This window comes from Rossellomorea sp. FS2 (genome assembly GCF_047915635.1).
Classification (GTDB): Bacteria; Bacillota; Bacilli; order Bacillales; family Bacillaceae_B; genus Rossellomorea; species Rossellomorea marisflavi_A.
In genome coordinates this window covers 711,725-725,747 of the sequence record NZ_JBLRVS010000001.1, presented here as the reverse complement: position 1 = coordinate 725,747, position 14,023 = coordinate 711,725, and the positions used below count along the sequence as shown (strand labels likewise).

The 14,023-nt window shown below is 49.1% G+C and carries 17 protein-coding genes; 1 reads left to right on the top strand and 16 read right to left on the bottom strand.

Annotation, left to right across the window (positions count from 1 at the left end; all coding sequences use genetic code 11):
* Entirely contained in the window at positions 1-771 is a 771-nt protein-coding gene (gene dapB / locus ACNA6I_RS03870; RefSeq protein WP_416312962.1) for a 4-hydroxy-tetrahydrodipicolinate reductase, read from the bottom strand.
* Complete coding sequence (locus ACNA6I_RS03865) at positions 758-1,108, bottom strand: nucleotide pyrophosphohydrolase (RefSeq protein ID WP_048005867.1); 351 nt, start codon at positions 1,106-1,108, stop codon at positions 758-760. Before ACNA6I_RS03865 ends, dapB begins: the two co-directional genes overlap by 14 nt.
* 168 nt (positions 1,109-1,276) lie before the next feature.
* Here ACNA6I_RS03865 and ACNA6I_RS03860 point away from each other — a divergent pair, with 168 nt between their 5' ends.
* Entirely contained in the window at positions 1,277-2,146 is an 870-nt protein-coding gene (locus ACNA6I_RS03860) for a YitT family protein (RefSeq protein ID WP_048005868.1), read from the top strand.
* Between the two features lie 67 nt (positions 2,147-2,213).
* On the opposite strand, the gene ACNA6I_RS03855 is transcribed toward ACNA6I_RS03860, so the two are convergent.
* From ACNA6I_RS03855 to aroH, 14 genes are all read right to left on the bottom strand, one after another.
* Positions 2,214-2,894, bottom strand: a complete 681-nt coding sequence (locus tag ACNA6I_RS03855) for a zinc metallopeptidase (protein WP_252264827.1) — start codon at positions 2,892-2,894, stop codon at positions 2,214-2,216.
* A 59-nt stretch (positions 2,895-2,953) separates the two neighbouring features.
* On the bottom strand, positions 2,954-3,742 hold the full coding sequence (gene ypjB / locus ACNA6I_RS03850; RefSeq protein WP_053072473.1) for a sporulation protein YpjB: 789 nt from the start codon (positions 3,740-3,742) through the stop codon (positions 2,954-2,956).
* Positions 3,743-3,802: 60 nt separating this feature from the next.
* On the bottom strand, positions 3,803-4,393 hold the full coding sequence (locus ACNA6I_RS03845; protein ID WP_048005870.1) for a DUF1405 domain-containing protein: 591 nt from the start codon (positions 4,391-4,393) through the stop codon (positions 3,803-3,805).
* 61 nt (positions 4,394-4,454) lie between these two features.
* On the bottom strand, positions 4,455-5,228 hold the full coding sequence (locus tag ACNA6I_RS03840; RefSeq protein WP_048014077.1) for a menaquinol-cytochrome c reductase cytochrome b/c subunit: 774 nt from the start codon (positions 5,226-5,228) through the stop codon (positions 4,455-4,457).
* A gap of 34 nt (positions 5,229-5,262) precedes the next feature.
* Positions 5,263-5,937 carry a menaquinol-cytochrome c reductase cytochrome b subunit gene (gene qcrB, locus ACNA6I_RS03835; protein ID WP_048005872.1) on the bottom strand — a complete coding sequence of 225 codons (675 nt, stop codon included), beginning with the start codon at positions 5,935-5,937 and terminating at the stop codon, positions 5,263-5,265.
* Positions 5,938-5,951: 14 nt separating this feature from the next.
* A complete protein-coding gene (locus ACNA6I_RS03830) occupies positions 5,952-6,464 on the bottom strand; it encodes a ubiquinol-cytochrome c reductase iron-sulfur subunit (RefSeq protein ID WP_048005873.1) in 513 nt (170 codons plus the stop codon).
* Positions 6,465-6,605: 141 nt separating this feature from the next.
* The gene (locus tag ACNA6I_RS03825; protein WP_048014076.1) at positions 6,606-7,070 is read right to left on the bottom strand and encodes a YpiF family protein; all 465 of its coding nucleotides are present in this window, start codon (positions 7,068-7,070) and stop codon (positions 6,606-6,608) included.
* A gap of 126 nt (positions 7,071-7,196) precedes the next feature.
* Complete coding sequence (locus ACNA6I_RS03820) at positions 7,197-7,739, bottom strand: ReoY family proteolytic degradation factor (RefSeq protein WP_048005875.1); 543 nt, start codon at positions 7,737-7,739, stop codon at positions 7,197-7,199.
* 69 nt (positions 7,740-7,808) lie between these two features.
* Positions 7,809-9,068: a tetratricopeptide repeat protein gene (locus tag ACNA6I_RS03815; protein WP_048014075.1), complete on the bottom strand. Its 1,260-nt coding sequence runs from the start codon at positions 9,066-9,068 to the stop codon at positions 7,809-7,811.
* Positions 9,069-9,107: 39 nt separating this feature from the next.
* A complete protein-coding gene (locus ACNA6I_RS03810) occupies positions 9,108-9,986 on the bottom strand; it encodes a hypothetical protein (protein ID WP_416312961.1) in 879 nt (292 codons plus the stop codon).
* Between the two features lie 69 nt (positions 9,987-10,055).
* On the bottom strand, positions 10,056-11,354 hold the full coding sequence (aroA, locus tag ACNA6I_RS03805; protein WP_048005878.1) for a 3-phosphoshikimate 1-carboxyvinyltransferase: 1,299 nt from the start codon (positions 11,352-11,354) through the stop codon (positions 10,056-10,058).
* A gap of 11 nt (positions 11,355-11,365) precedes the next feature.
* Positions 11,366-12,469, bottom strand: coding sequence for a prephenate dehydrogenase (locus ACNA6I_RS03800; protein WP_048005879.1), 1,104 nt, complete (start codon positions 12,467-12,469; stop codon positions 11,366-11,368).
* 64 nt (positions 12,470-12,533) lie between these two features.
* Positions 12,534-13,634: a histidinol-phosphate transaminase gene (gene hisC, locus ACNA6I_RS03795; protein ID WP_048005880.1), complete on the bottom strand. Its 1,101-nt coding sequence runs from the start codon at positions 13,632-13,634 to the stop codon at positions 12,534-12,536.
* Between the two features lie 2 nt (positions 13,635-13,636).
* Positions 13,637-14,008: a chorismate mutase gene (aroH, locus tag ACNA6I_RS03790; RefSeq protein WP_048005881.1), complete on the bottom strand. Its 372-nt coding sequence runs from the start codon at positions 14,006-14,008 to the stop codon at positions 13,637-13,639.
* Positions 14,009-14,023: the final 15 nt, after the last annotated feature.

Here is a 14,023-nt window from a genome sequence, read left to right as displayed (position 1 = left end):
CTATTCCAGTATATTTTCAAGGCCGTAGACGAGGGTCTTCAGCTCCATGACCGTTTCCACGCATACCTTCACGCCCGACATGAAGCTCTTCCGGTGGAATGAATCATGACGGATGGTCAACAGTTCCCCTTCTCCTCCAAGCATGACCTGCTGATGGGCAACGAGTCCCGGAAGACGTACACTGTGGATGTGCATGCCATCCATTTCGGCTCCCCGTGCACCCTGGAGGGTTTCCTTTTCTTCTGGGTGCCCCTGTTCTTTGGACTGCCTGACTTCCCTGATCATCTCGGCTGTCTTGACCGCCGTGCCGGACGGTGCATCGAGCTTTTGATCATGGTGGAGCTCAAGGATTTCGATGTCAGGAAAATATTTTGACGCCATTTGGGAGAACTTCATCATCAAAACGGCCCCGATGGCGAAGTTCGGTGCGATGATGCATCCGATGCCTTTATCTTCAGCAAGGCTTTTGAGCTCATCCAACTGTTCTGCCGTGAATCCTGTCGTACCGACGACCGGTCTCACACCATGCTCCAATGCGGTCTTTGTATGCTTATACCCCACTTCAGGCGTTGTAAGATCGATCAGCACGTTTGGCACTTCATGAGCGAAACATTCTTCCAGGGAATCGTACACAGGGACTCCTGCAGCGGCTTCCCGTTTATGGTCGATCACACTGACCAATTCAAAATGGTCCGTTTCTTTCACGAGGGTGACTGCTTCCTTCCCCATTCTTCCCCTTGGCCCTGCAATCGACACCTTAATCATTTCCATTGTCATCCCCTCCTTCTATACGGGTCCAGCGATCTTTATCACGGGTATTGAATTTTTCCATCACTCGATCATGTGCGTCCTCGAGGCTGATGCCGAGGGAATTGGCAAGACAGATCACCACAAATAAGAGATCACCCAGCTCCTCATCGATGGCCTTTTCTGTTTCCGAATCTTTTTTTGGCTTTTCACCATAATAATGATTGATTTCCCTGGCTAGTTCGCCCAATTCTTCCGTCAGCCTGGCCATCATGGCCAGCGGGCTGAAGTAGCCTTCCTTGAATTGACTTATGTATGCATCCACATCGTTTTGCATTTGTTCCATTGTCTTCTTATTCATGAGTCGTCACACTCCTCCATTATCTTTTATCATGTTAGCTAAACTTCACCGTCAATACAACTATTACGCATGCCCCCGGACGGTTATAAATGTTATTGCCAGTTTCTATCCCTTCCTATATAATGTCTCTGTCAACCAGTTCATTACGGCATTGAGGGAGGTTTCACCATGTTAGGGCTCCGCCTTAAAAATATCATCTTCATCATCCTGGGTTCAGCCATCTTCGCATTCGGATTAGTTCATTTTAACATGAGAAATGAATTGGCGGAGGGCGGATTCACCGGGATCACCCTGATCCTTTATTTCTTGTTCCATATCGATCCATCCTATTCCAACCTTGCCCTCAACATCCCCCTGTTCATTCTCGGGTGGAAGCTCCTGGGTAAGAAATCCTTCGGGTATACCGTCATCGGCACCGTTGGACTATCCGTCTTCCTGTGGATCTTCCAGCGCTACCAGATGAATATCAATCTCGAAGGAGATCTGTTCCTTGCCGCCCTGTTTGCCGGTGTCTTTGTCGGGATCGGACTCGGAACGATCTTCCGTTTCGGCGGAACGACGGGGGGAGTCGACATCCTGGCAAGGCTTGCCCATAAATACATCGGCTGGAGCATGGGAAGGACCATGTTCATGTTCGATGCCGTCGTCATCCTTGCTTCCCTCCTTACCTATCTTCAATACCGGGAAGCCATGTATACGCTCGTCGCCGTGTTCGTGGGGGCGAGGGTCATCGACTTCATGCAGGAAGGCGCCTATGCTGCGAGAGGTGCCATGATCATCTCCGACCATCATGAAGAGATCGCCAAGATGGTCCATGATAAAATGGATCGCGGCGTCACCGTCTTGAAAGGGCATGGATCCTTCACAAAGCAAGACCGTGAAGTCCTCTACTGCGTCGTAGGAAAAAACGAGATCGTCCGTCTTAAAAATATCATCAATGCCATAGATCCACACGCCTTCGTATCCGTCACCGTCGTGCACGACGTCCTCGGAGAAGGCTTTACCCTGGATGCGGATAAAAATCCACTCGACCTTTGAGCAGGCCGTTTCAGATAAAAAAACAGCTCCAGCAGATCCCTTCAGGATCCGTCTGGAGCTGTTTTTATTAGTCGTCGTTGTTCATCCCGGTGTAGATCAGGATCAAACGGAGAAGCTCGATGATGGCTACTGCCGCTGCCGCCACATACGTCATGGCCGCCGCGTTCAGTACCTTCTTCGCGTGACGCTCCTCCTCATTGCGGATCAAGCCGAGTGAGACCACCTGGTTCATGGCCCGTGAGGATGCATTGAACTCAACCGGCAGCGTGACCAGCTGGAATACCACACCGAGGGCCATGAGGACGATTCCCAGCAAGAACATTCCTGTCGCTTGGGTAAAGATCCCGATCATGAGGAAAATCCATGACATATTGGAACCAATATTCGCAAGGGGGACCAGTCTGTGGCGGAATCTAAGGAAAGCATAGCTTTCCGCATCCTGTATGGCATGTCCGACCTCATGGGCTGCAACGGCCGCACCGGCAACGGAATGACCGTGATAATTATCCGGGGATAATGCCACCGTCTTGGTGACGGGGTTGTAGTGGTCACTCAGGAATCCCCGGCCTTCTACAACCTTTACATCATACAAACCGTTATCATCCAGGATTCTGCGGGCGACTTCCATACCCGTCATACCTGAAGTGGATCTGACTTTGGAATATTTATTGAATGTGCTTTTTACTCTCATCTGTGCAATGATCGGAATGAGAGCGATCAGTAGAAAGTAAATCAAAAATCCTACCATTATCGCCATAACCTCCACATGTTAAATTACCTAAATTCTATAGTGATATAAGGTTCTTGTCAATTTTTTTGTCTCTCTGTTGTTTTCGCTTCCTTTTGACCCTTATATTTTCTCCAACCTACGTAAGATAATGTGGAAATGATGATGCTACCTGTAGAAATGATGACCCACCATAAGGACGGATCGGCCTCATCCTCGGTCACATTTTCGAATAAGTCCTTCAAATCTCCTTCAAGGGTGGTCAACTCCGTCATCCCCTCGCTCTTGAGCACGTTTTTGCGATAGTGATCCAAATAGGTGATTTTGGCATCCAGCGCCTGGGAACGCTCCACAGGCAAGTCGAGCCTGACACTCGGCTGAATGATATTATATTTGGAAAGGAACGTATTCAACGTGGAATGGTAGGCTTCCATATCCCCTTCTTCCGCAGCCGTCTTCACGTCGCTGAAGGCTTCCATGATCGGATCTTCCATCTCGACCCAAAGGGGCTGATACCGGCTGGACAGCGTATCGATTACGAGCCTGAACTTGGTTACGGCATTCACCTTTTGGGCATGATCAACGGAAACCTGATTGATGCTTTCCACTGCATAGTCATGGGACATCGTCAGGATCCTCAGCTCATCCATGGACAAGGGGCGGCTGCTGCCCGAAGCCGGGAATACCTCCGAAAAGTGGGTAAGGAACTTTTTTGCCTCCTCATATTTCCCAGCCTTTGTCATCTGAAGTGCCTGGTCGGCCAATTCATCAAGTTCCCCGGACCCGGCAGGCGACTCCCCCAGGGCATGAAATGGTTTCGGTACCAGCATGAGCGCTATGACAATAAATAATAGTTGAATGACTTTCATTCTCGTCCCCCCTATTGCTACTAGTAAAGTGTATGAAGGGGTGGACAAGAGTAGACCTCTTTACAGCGTCAGGGAGTTCCTCGTTGTCTTCTGGGTGAAATAATAGGCGATCGCAATGGAGGCGATGCTGAGCCAGAAGGTAAAATATCCGATATGCTGTATGTATTTGTATAGTTGGGAATAGACCGGATACTGCATATACACATAATCAATGATGTCATTATGGACCGCCCATACGGCACCCACCACGATATGCCACGGCTTCACCCGGTAAAACGAGGAATACAGGATCCCCTGGACCGCCATGGCCCCGTGGGACACCATGAGCATGTACCCTTCCCAAGGAAGATCCCCCGATACCCAAAGGGTCAGCAGATTCATGACAATCGCCCACACCCCGTATTTGAACAGGGTGATGATGGCCAGGACCTCAAAGATCGGCCAATTCCGTTTAAGCAGGAAGGCGATCAGCACGAAACAGAAAAACAGGCTTGCAGTCGGACTGTCGGGAACAAAGGGGATGAAAATCCCAGGAGTTTGCTCCAGTTGCGGAAGGTACCATATATATCCATAGATCGTCCCGAGTACATTGACGATCAAAAGCACCCACAAGAATGCAGGATTCCGTAATATTGACCATAACCAAATCATTTAAATCCACACCTTTCGTTACATGAGAAAAGAGAGCCAGCATGAGCGGCTCTCTTAAGCATTATTCCCCTTCTAAACCAGAAATAAATTCTGCCAATTTATCCAGTTCTTCATCGGAACCCTGGAACAGATCAGCAGGCATTCCCGGCGGCTTACCATTCACCGCAATATCGGCAACTTCTTCCTGTGAGAGGCCTGTGCCCACCAGGGATGGACCGGCTCCACCTTGGAGATTGTCACCATGGCAGTTGATACAACCGTTCTTTTGATCTGAATAAATTTTATATCCTTCGGATTCTTTATCGATATCCGCTTCTGCCTGGATCTTCCCCTGTTCCTTCGCTGCAGCCCAGTCATGTGTCGCGACGGACTCCCATGTAAGGAAGTAGGTTGCAGCCAGTGCAAGAATCATGAAACCCGTTGCAAATGGACGCTTTGTCGGGCGTCGTTCAGGTCCCCTGTCGATGAACGGAGCCAGGAGAAGCGCACCGAAAGCGATTCCAGGAATGATGAAGGCACCGATCACATTATAAGGACCAGATGCGTACGTATACTTCAATAATTGATAGAGAAATAAGAAATACCAGTCAGGCAGCGGTATATATCCCGTATCCGTCGGGTCGGCAATCCGTTCCAACGGAGATGGATGAGCCACTGTCAAGCAAAGATAACCGATTAGGAAAACAGCTCCCACCAGCCATTCCTTCAGCAGGAAGTTCGGCCAGAAGGCTTCTGTTTTGCCTGGGAACTCCGAATAGTCTTTTGGAATATTCGGTTTTCGTTCAGCAGGAACACGCGAGTCCCCCACAAACTTCATCCCTTTACCACGATGCATATTGTCCCCCTCCTTTTAATAGGTTTATTCGATTTTACAACGGCCCAGATATACCCTGCTTACGGATCATGAGGAAGTGAGCTCCCATCAGTCCGAGTAGAGCAGCCGGCAGGAAGAATACGTGGATCGCGAAGAATCGTGTAAGCGTCTGCGCCCCAACAATATGGGGGTCACCTGCGAGGAGGGATTTAACCTGATCACCTATGAACGGGGTTGCTCCCGCAATCTCAAGGCCGACCTTCGTCGCAAATAGCGCTTTCATATCCCAAGGCAATAAGTAACCCGTGAAACCGAGACCCAGCATGACGAAGAAGATCAGTACTCCAACGACCCAGTTCAATTCACGAGGTTTTTTATAGGCTCCCTGGAAGAATACGCGCAGGGTATGTAGAAACATCATGACGATGACGAGACTCGCACCCCAATGGTGCATCCCACGTACGATCTGTCCGAATGCCACTTCATTCTGCAGATAATAAACCGATTCCCATGCATTTTTGATATCCGGAACATAGTACATCGTCAAGAACATCCCGGACAGGATTTGAATAACGGTAACGAAAAACGTCAAACCGCCAAAGCAGTAAACGAACGCAGAAAAGTGATGCGCAGGGTTTACGTGTTCAGGCACTTCGTGATCCGCAATATCACGCCATAACGGCGTAATGTCAAGACGCTCGTCCACCCAATCATAGATCTTGTTAAGCACTGAATACGCCCTCCCTACTTCTTAACGAATTTATTTGGTTCAGGTTGTCCAAGATACAGAATACCGTCTTTCTCTTTTGTCGGATAGGAATCCAACGGAGCTGTAGGCGGTGTCCCGGGAACGTTTTCACCATTCTTGTGGTAAAGTCCGCCGTGACATGGACAATAGAACATTTCTTTGTCTTCCTTACTGCCGTTCCAGTTCACGGTACAGCCCAAATGCTTACAGATCGGCGAAAGGGCAATGATTTTGCCTTCCTTGTTCTTGTATACCCAGGCTGTCTGTGTCACATCCGATGTATACCAGGCATCTTTCTGCTCATAAGAGAAGTCGACACGCACAGGCTCATTGGAAAGTTCGGACACTTTTTGTTTTGTCGCTTTAAAATCCCCCGATGCTTCCGCTTTCAAAACTGGATCAACAGCAAAACGGACCATCGGCATCAGCATCCCGGCTGCCATGAAACCGCCTACACCCGTGAGTGTATAGTTAAGGAATTGACGTCTGGAAACACGCTGTTTGCTCATCCTTTTCCCCCCTCTGTCGTAAGGTAAGTCCATCCCGGACATATTTCGCACAAATATAAAACTAGGACATAACCATGATATATTAAACTTTTTGTAAAATCAATAACTGTATTGTCTAAATAATACAACAATGTGAAGTTTTTATGAATTTTTCTGCCACTTCTGAACAATCACATTCAGGAGCTGTTTCACCTGATCTTCCATGATTGAATGCTTGTATTGCTCGTCGAGATGCTCTAGCGGGATCGAAGGCACCCAGACCAGCCCGTCCCCCATCAGGTCCTCGACCCCTTTCCAGCCGCTGTCCGACGTCAGGAAGAAGCAATGCTTCACACCGCTCTCCTTCAAGCCATCCCCCCACTGGGCCAGACGGTCCTGCTCATCGGGATATCCTGCATTCAGGGAGTAAGTGTATGGCGGAGTGATGATCATCCGGCCCTTGAACTGCCTTTCGAGGTGGAAGCACAGCAGGGTGATGAATTCCATCTGTGCCGCAGACGTACGGATACCGGTTCCAAAATCGGCCGGGATCAGCGGTATGACGGCAGTGTCTATGTATTCCTTCTGTTGTTCAAACACGTCTATATCATGTGTATTCCAATTCATGTTAAACCCTCTCTTTACAAATCTATCCTTCATTACCATCATATCATTAGTCCAACCTGTTTTAAAGCGATTTCACGAGCGGTACCAGACAACAAAAAAAAAGGAAAGGCCGGAGCCTTCCCTTTTTCATCCTTCCAGCGTTTGAAGTTTCGAAGTCAATTCAAGGAATGCCTCCTTGTCCCCCTCATCAAGGGCACGGTCGATCGCCTCCAAGAGACGGTCCTTATGGAAGGAGTGCAGGCTTTCAGTCAGGAACTGCTCTGCAACGGCCTTATCCTTCTCATTGATCAGAAGGTATTTCGGCATGAACGGATTCTCTTCCAGGACGGCCGCGAACTGGTAGCTTGCATTCGCTTTGCTGAAATTAAGCTGGATGTAAATGTCTTCTTCTTTGTTTAAACGGATATCGTGGAATGACTTTTCCGCGTCGGTCGTCATGATATTCTCTTTATAGAACCTGAACGGAACTTCTTCCACGCAGTGGGTGGACATGACGAGTCCTCTCGGGCAATACTGGGATTCTTCGACAAAATGAACCTTCTTCATCAATTGGTCATGACTCATCAGATAATTCAGGATCCACACGCATTCTCTGCGCTTCAGTTGATATCGATTCAAAAACCAGCGGATAAAATCTTTCTTCTCGTTGACAGAAACAGGGGTGGCCATGGTATTCCCTCCTCTGCGAAAATGGTCTGTTACAATCTATATTCGGACATGCCTTCTGTGATGCCTGATTCAGTCTTGCAATCTTTCAATCAGATCCTGCCACTCATCGTTGGAGGGGTCCATGACGATCAGCTGTTTATATACTTCTACCGCTTCTGTCCGAAGTCCTTCCTCTACAAGAAACTCTCCATACTCGAGAAGGAATTCCTGATGATTCTTAAAGTCAGTATATGCAAGGCGATAATGGTTTAATGCATCCTTATATTGTTCAAGCCCCTCATACGCTTTGGCAAGGTCCCAGGAAAGCTGCGGTTCTTCTTCCCCTTCCCCTTTGACAATCGCTGCGATTTCAAGCACGTCTTCGTATTTGTCATAGGCAAAGAATAACTTATTCAGTACAAGGGCCGCTTCCAGATATCCCGGATCCAGGGCAAGGGCATTCCTCAGGAGTTCTTCTGCATCAGCGTCCAAACCGAGTTTCAGGGCGACTCTGCCCCCGAAGAAGCTGAGCTCCTTATTGAACTCATCTTGTTTTTGGCCTTCCCTTACCGCTTCCAGACTTTCCTCTAGGCGCTCTTCATGCTCGTAGGCCCTGGCCAATAGAAGGTAAACGGAGTGATACTCAGGGTCCAGTTCTTTGACGGACTCCAATTTCTCGATGGCCGTTTCATAAAAGCCGGCTTGGTACGCGGTGAACGCATAGCCGAATAGGGTGTTGATCTCCAGGTGTTCCTCAAGGGCCATTTCGTAATGCTTCAGTGCTTCCTCGAAAGCCCCTCCAACGCTATATGCCTCCGCAAGCCTCTGGTGGATATGGACACCGCTGAACTCCACATGCCCCGCTTCGACAAGGACCGTATAGTAGCGAATGGCTTCAAGGAATCTGCCGGTCTCCGAATAAAGCTCTGCAAGCCCAAAGTCGATGACAGGCTCTTTCGGGAGAAGCTCTTTGGCACGTTTGAGCTTCTGCTCACTGACTTCGAACAATCCCTGCATCTGATAAAGATCAGCCAGGAGGAGAAGTCCCCTTGGATACACGGGATCATCGTTATCAAGTTCCGACAGCCGTTCCACGGCCTCTTCTTCCTTATCCATCTCCACAAGGATTTCTGCGATTTCAATCAGGAGCTCGCCTTCACCAGGATAGTACTCCAGCAGATTCTCATAGAGTGATTTGGCTTCTTCGAGGAAACCAAGGTGATGAAGTTCCTCTGCGAGTGAGAACTTTTCTTCATGTGAGCCGAACTTCATTGTTTCTTCAAGATGCTTCATTGCTTCTTCCAGTTTGCCTTCTTCCAGGGAAGCGATCATTTTTTCTCCAGTGGTCATGGTCAATCTCTTCATCCTTTACATGTATGTTCCTCGGCATTACAGCCGGTATGGAGTAGGCTCCACAAAAAATCCGGGGGTACGTATGACAATTTCCTCACCTTTCCCACGATAGGCGGTAGGATGCCCATTCAGGAAAAGACATTCCCCTTTACTCATCGTACATTTTAGCACATGTTGGGTATCCCGAACGAGTAAGTCGCCCTCTGGTACCTTCTCCAAATAAAGGTTATAACTAATTTCTCTGCCGGGAGATAGAATTCCTCTATGGGGGTGGATCCCGATTTTTCTTAAGACCTCTGGTTTCAGGGGGACTTTTTGTCCAATCGGGACGCCGATATGGGGAATCTTCACCGATTTCATCGTATTTTGCCAGATCCTCAGATGTCTTTCACGGGTTTGGGTGTCTGGTTCCGTCGAAAAAAAAGGGACAAAAGTAATGGGATAATGATTGAGGGCTTCTCTGACCCACCCCCACGGGATCACCGTGAGTGCATCAGCATCCATGATGTCAACCCAAATGACCGGGACTTTCCGGGCCCTGCATTTACGGATGATTCCCGGTGTGATCCGTTGAGGGGTCGTCTTCATCCCGATGATGAAGTCGAGGGGACTTAATTGCATCGCCTTCTTGATTCCTCTCCAATTTTGTTCAAATTCATATTCATACTCGAGGGGGAAGGCGGTCAGGATCGTCGTGCATCCTTTCGCGGTGTATTCATCCATGGACCCCTGATGCTGCAGGTACTCGGGGTATTCAAGGTCACAAAATACGTGGGTTGGCCCCATGACGAAAGGAGAAACATCCCCCCTCATAAAGCGGTAATGAGGAAATGAACTTCTGATGGCTGATATCATCCCCTCTTCCACCAGGATCGACACAGGTTCTGAGCCGCCAATCATCCATACTTGTTCCAAGATATATGAAGTCATGAAAACATCACCTTCCTTTATAGACAAGCTATGAAGGAGGTGATGCTTCCATGACTATGTGCGTGCTATCAATTGATCGATATGATCGAAGAATTGAGGATATGAAATATTGACTGCTTCATGATCCTGTAATACCACATCTGAGGACGTGATCAGGGACGCGATGGCAAGCGTCATGCCGATACGGTGATCCCCCCAGGAATGGACTTCTCCTCCGTGCAGGTCCGTCTTCCCGCGGATGATCATCCCATCTTCCGTGGCTTCGATGTCGGCTCCAAGCTTTTGCAATTCCTCGACGATTGCATCGATGCGGTTTGTCTCCTTCACCTTCAGCTCTTCTGCATTTTTGATCACGGTCGTCCCTTCTGCCTGAGTGGCAAGGAGGGCGATAATCGGGATTTCATCGATCAGGGTTGGAATGGTATCACCTCCGATTTCAACTCCATGCAGACTGGATGTTTCGACGACAAGGTCACCTACAGGTTCCCCTTTGGGATCTCCCGAAGGAATGACCTCGATCGATGCCCCCATCTCTCTCATGACAGAAAGGATCCCTGTCCTTGTCTCATTAAGACCTACCTGTTTCAAGCGAACACGACTTCCTGGAACGATGGCTGCCGCCACCATGAAAAAGGCTGCTGAAGATATATCTCCAGGCACATCGACCGTACAGCCCTTGAATGCCTGGCCGCCAGTCACTTTGATGCTTTGCCCTTCCCTGGAGACCTCTCCTCCGAACTGGAGGATCATCCTTTCGGTGTGGTCCCTGGTCCGCTCCGGTTCGATTACTTCTGTCACCCCTTCGGCCTGTATGCCGGCAAGAAGGATCGCAGACTTCACCTGGGCGCTTGCAACGGGCAGTTCATACCGGATCCCTTGAAGATCCCCACCCCTGATGGAAAGGGGTGTATAATCCCCGCCTGCGCGCCCATCGATCTTTGTTCCAAGCTGCTTCAAAGGGTCGGCCACCCGCTTCATCGGCCGTCTGGCAATGGATTCATCACCGATGAGGATGGAATGGAAAGGCCGGCCTGCAAGGAGCCCCATGATGAGCCGGGTGGTGGTTCCGGAGTTTCCTGTGTCAAGAATATCAACAGGTTCCTCTAGTCCGTCCCAGCCCTTACCGTGTACGATGATTTCATCGTCGGAGACGTCGATCTGCACCCCGAGTTTCCTGAAGCATGAGATCGTACTCAAACAGTCGTCACCCATAAGGAAGTTATGTACCTTCGTCTCTCCTTCTGCAATAGAGCCAAACATGATGGCACGGTGGGAGATGGATTTATCACCCGGCACATTGATTTCTCCATCCAATCCATTTGACGGTTTCGCCAGTCTTTTACTGTCCTGCATATCGATTCACCTCATCCTAGAAATAGTTCATAACCTGTTTTATTTGTCAGGCATTTCATCGCCTTGTCCCTGTCCTGGGACGTTTGGAAGCTGATGACCAGAACTCCGTATATGTCTTCCCGTGTCTCCATGATACGGATATTGGTCAAACTGATCTCCTCTTCGGCAAGATAACCCGTGACCTCCGAGATCACACCAGGATAATCGGGGACATCTACAAAGAGATCATAAAAGGAAGGGATGGCGCCTTTCGAAAGCATCGGTAGCTCGTCCCTGAATGATTTTGCTTCCTCGAAGTAGGATGCGATCACTTCGGGGTCATTTTCTTCAATCATCTCGATGACTGCATTCATCTCTTCATTCCACTGAGCAAGCTGGGCAAGAAGGACTTCCCTGTTCTGCATGGTGATGTCCTTCCACATGACGGGGCTCGATGAAGCAATCCTGGTGATATCGCGGAATCCACCGGCAGCGAGCCTCCTCACATAGGGATGGTCCTCTGCATGACGCTTCGCCTGCTGTACGAGGGAGGCCGCGACGATGTGAGGGAAATGACTGATCGTTCCCGTTACAGCGTCATGTTCCTTCGGATCGATCACGATAAACTTCGCCTGAGTCCCGCTGAGCCACTGCTTCAGTTCATCGATCCTCTCTTCGGAATGCCCTTTCCCGGGAGTGAGCATGTAAAAGGCATTCTCAAATAGAAAATCCTTGGCTGCCGTGACGCCACTCTTGTGGGAGCCCGCCATGGGATGTCCTCCTATGAAACACCATTCTTCCGGTAGAATACTCTCTGCCCTCTTCATGATTTGTGCTTTTGTACTACCTGTATCGGTAATGATGACAGTCGGCTTCAAGTTGAAGTCCCTGAATGATTCAAGAAGTTTCTCCGTCTGGAAGACAGGGGTCGATATGATGATCAGATCCGCTGATTCAACAGCATCCTTCAACGAATCGACGGCTTGATCGATGATCCCGAGGCTGAGTCCAAGCTTCATTTCCTTCTCCTGCACGTCAAACCCTGCAACCCTTGCTTCGGGATGTTGATTCTTAATACACAGGGCAAGGGACCCTCCGATGAGCCCCAGCCCTATCACTACTACATTACCCTTCATGTTCCTTCCACCTCGTCCCGTTAGAAAAAAGTCGGAAAGAATCTTCTTTCCGACTGGTCACTATTCATTGTGTCAATCTTGCTCCAAGAAATTCTTTCATTCTTGTGATCACTTCTTCATTTTGTTCAGAAGAACCGATCGTCACCCTGACCGTGTTCGGAATGCCAAGAGCCTCACCAGAACGGACGATATAGCCCTTACTCATGAGGAACTGGAAGACTTCGTCCCCGCTCACGCCGAAATTGATCAGGATGAAGTTTGCCTGGGATGGAAAATACTTCAGCCCATTTTCTTCACAGAAATCATAATATTGTTGAAGACCCCTGCGGTTTTCTTCCTTGCATTTCTCGATGAAGGCCTGATCCGTAAGTGCCGAGAGAGCTGCACCCTGACCCAAAGCATTATTATTGAACGGTTCCCTGATCGGTTCAAGCTTACTGATGACCTCTGCACTCGCCACACCGTAGCCGACACGGAATCCTGCCAAGCCATACGCCTTGGAGAACGTCCTTGTGATCAACAGCTGAGGATAGTTCGGAAGGAGATCGATTGATTGGTAGTAATCATCGGCCACCACATATTCATAGTACGCTTCATCCAGCACTACCAGCACGTGCTCAGGAACCGCATCGAGGAAGGCCACAAGCTCACTTTTCCGGATATACTCTCCTGTTGGATTATTCGGTGAACACAACCATACGACGGATGTATCACCATCAATGGCGGAAAGCATCGCGTCCAGGTCGTGAGCGCCATTTTCCTTCAACGGAATCTCGCGGATTTCGGCACCTTCAACCAGTGCATTATGCTTGTATTGCGGGAAAGTCGGCACGGCCATGATCGTGTTCGTTTCACTGCTCAGCAAAGCCCTGGCAATAATTTCAATCACCTCATCCGAACCGTTGCCGAATAAAAGCTGATCCGGTTCGACTCCAAGGAAACGGGCGGTTCCCTCACGAAGTTCTTTGGCAGATCCATCGGGGTAGATTGCATGTGATAATGCATGCTCTGCAAGATATTCCTTCACTGCCGGAGAGCAACCGAATGGATTTTCATTTGAGGCTAGCTTGACGACTTTATCCAAATTGAATTGGGCTTTCACGTCGTCCATCGTTTTTCCAGGTTGATATGATTTCAGATTATGAATTTGAGTTTTCCACTTCATGATTAACGTCCTTTCGTTCCAAGATCCGGCCGTAAACGGATGGCTTCGTTCTTATAGATATGCTTGATCCCTTCCTGCGGCTCCTCGGTGTTATAATGGACCATCACACGTATGCACAGGGGCAGCCCGCCTTCCACATCCAGTTCCTGCATGCACATGACGGGAACAAACGTCCAGCCCTCCAGCTGCCGCAGTGCTTTTGCAGGAAAGACACTTCCGATGTCATTGGTTGCCGATATGAATACGGAAGCGATCTTTTCAGGCATGATACGATTATGTAGGATCATTTCGTCCAATAATTGCTTGGTTGCAAGGAGGACTTCCTGTTCCTTGTTAGATGCCGCAGTGGTTGCTCCTCTGATTCCACGGATCATTCCATCATCTCCTTC

What these genes read in the sequence shown, in the direction of transcription:
- dapB (WP_416312962.1), bottom strand. Translation starts at nt 771, where the DNA reads ATGGAAATGATTAAGGTGTCGATTGCAGGGCCAAGGGGAAGAATGGGG.
- ACNA6I_RS03865 (WP_048005867.1), bottom strand. Translation starts at nt 1,108, where the DNA reads ATGAATAAGAAGACAATGGAACAAATGCAAAACGATGTGGATGCATAC.
- ACNA6I_RS03860 (WP_048005868.1), top strand. Translation starts at nt 1,277, where the DNA reads ATGTTAGGGCTCCGCCTTAAAAATATCATCTTCATCATCCTGGGTTCA.
- ACNA6I_RS03855 (WP_252264827.1), bottom strand. Translation starts at nt 2,894, where the DNA reads ATGGTAGGATTTTTGATTTACTTTCTACTGATCGCTCTCATTCCGATC.
- ypjB (WP_053072473.1), bottom strand. Translation starts at nt 3,742, where the DNA reads ATGAAAGTCATTCAACTATTATTTATTGTCATAGCGCTCATGCTGGTA.
- ACNA6I_RS03845 (WP_048005870.1), bottom strand. Translation starts at nt 4,393, where the DNA reads ATGATTTGGTTATGGTCAATATTACGGAATCCTGCATTCTTGTGGGTG.
- ACNA6I_RS03840 (WP_048014077.1), bottom strand. Translation starts at nt 5,228, where the DNA reads ATGCATCGTGGTAAAGGGATGAAGTTTGTGGGGGACTCGCGTGTTCCT.
- ACNA6I_RS03830 (WP_048005873.1), bottom strand. Translation starts at nt 6,464, where the DNA reads ATGAGCAAACAGCGTGTTTCCAGACGTCAATTCCTTAACTATACACTC.
- ACNA6I_RS03825 (WP_048014076.1), bottom strand. Translation starts at nt 7,070, where the DNA reads ATGAATTGGAATACACATGATATAGACGTGTTTGAACAACAGAAGGAA.
- ACNA6I_RS03820 (WP_048005875.1), bottom strand. Translation starts at nt 7,739, where the DNA reads ATGGCCACCCCTGTTTCTGTCAACGAGAAGAAAGATTTTATCCGCTGG.
- ACNA6I_RS03815 (WP_048014075.1), bottom strand. Translation starts at nt 9,068, where the DNA reads ATGACCACTGGAGAAAAAATGATCGCTTCCCTGGAAGAAGGCAAACTG.
- aroA (WP_048005878.1), bottom strand. Translation starts at nt 11,354, where the DNA reads ATGCAGGACAGTAAAAGACTGGCGAAACCGTCAAATGGATTGGATGGA.
- ACNA6I_RS03800 (WP_048005879.1), bottom strand. Translation starts at nt 12,469, where the DNA reads ATGAAGGGTAATGTAGTAGTGATAGGGCTGGGGCTCATCGGAGGGTCC.
- hisC (WP_048005880.1), bottom strand. Translation starts at nt 13,634, where the DNA reads ATGAAGTGGAAAACTCAAATTCATAATCTGAAATCATATCAACCTGGA.
- aroH (WP_048005881.1), bottom strand. Translation starts at nt 14,008, where the DNA reads ATGATCCGTGGAATCAGAGGAGCAACCACTGCGGCATCTAACAAGGAA.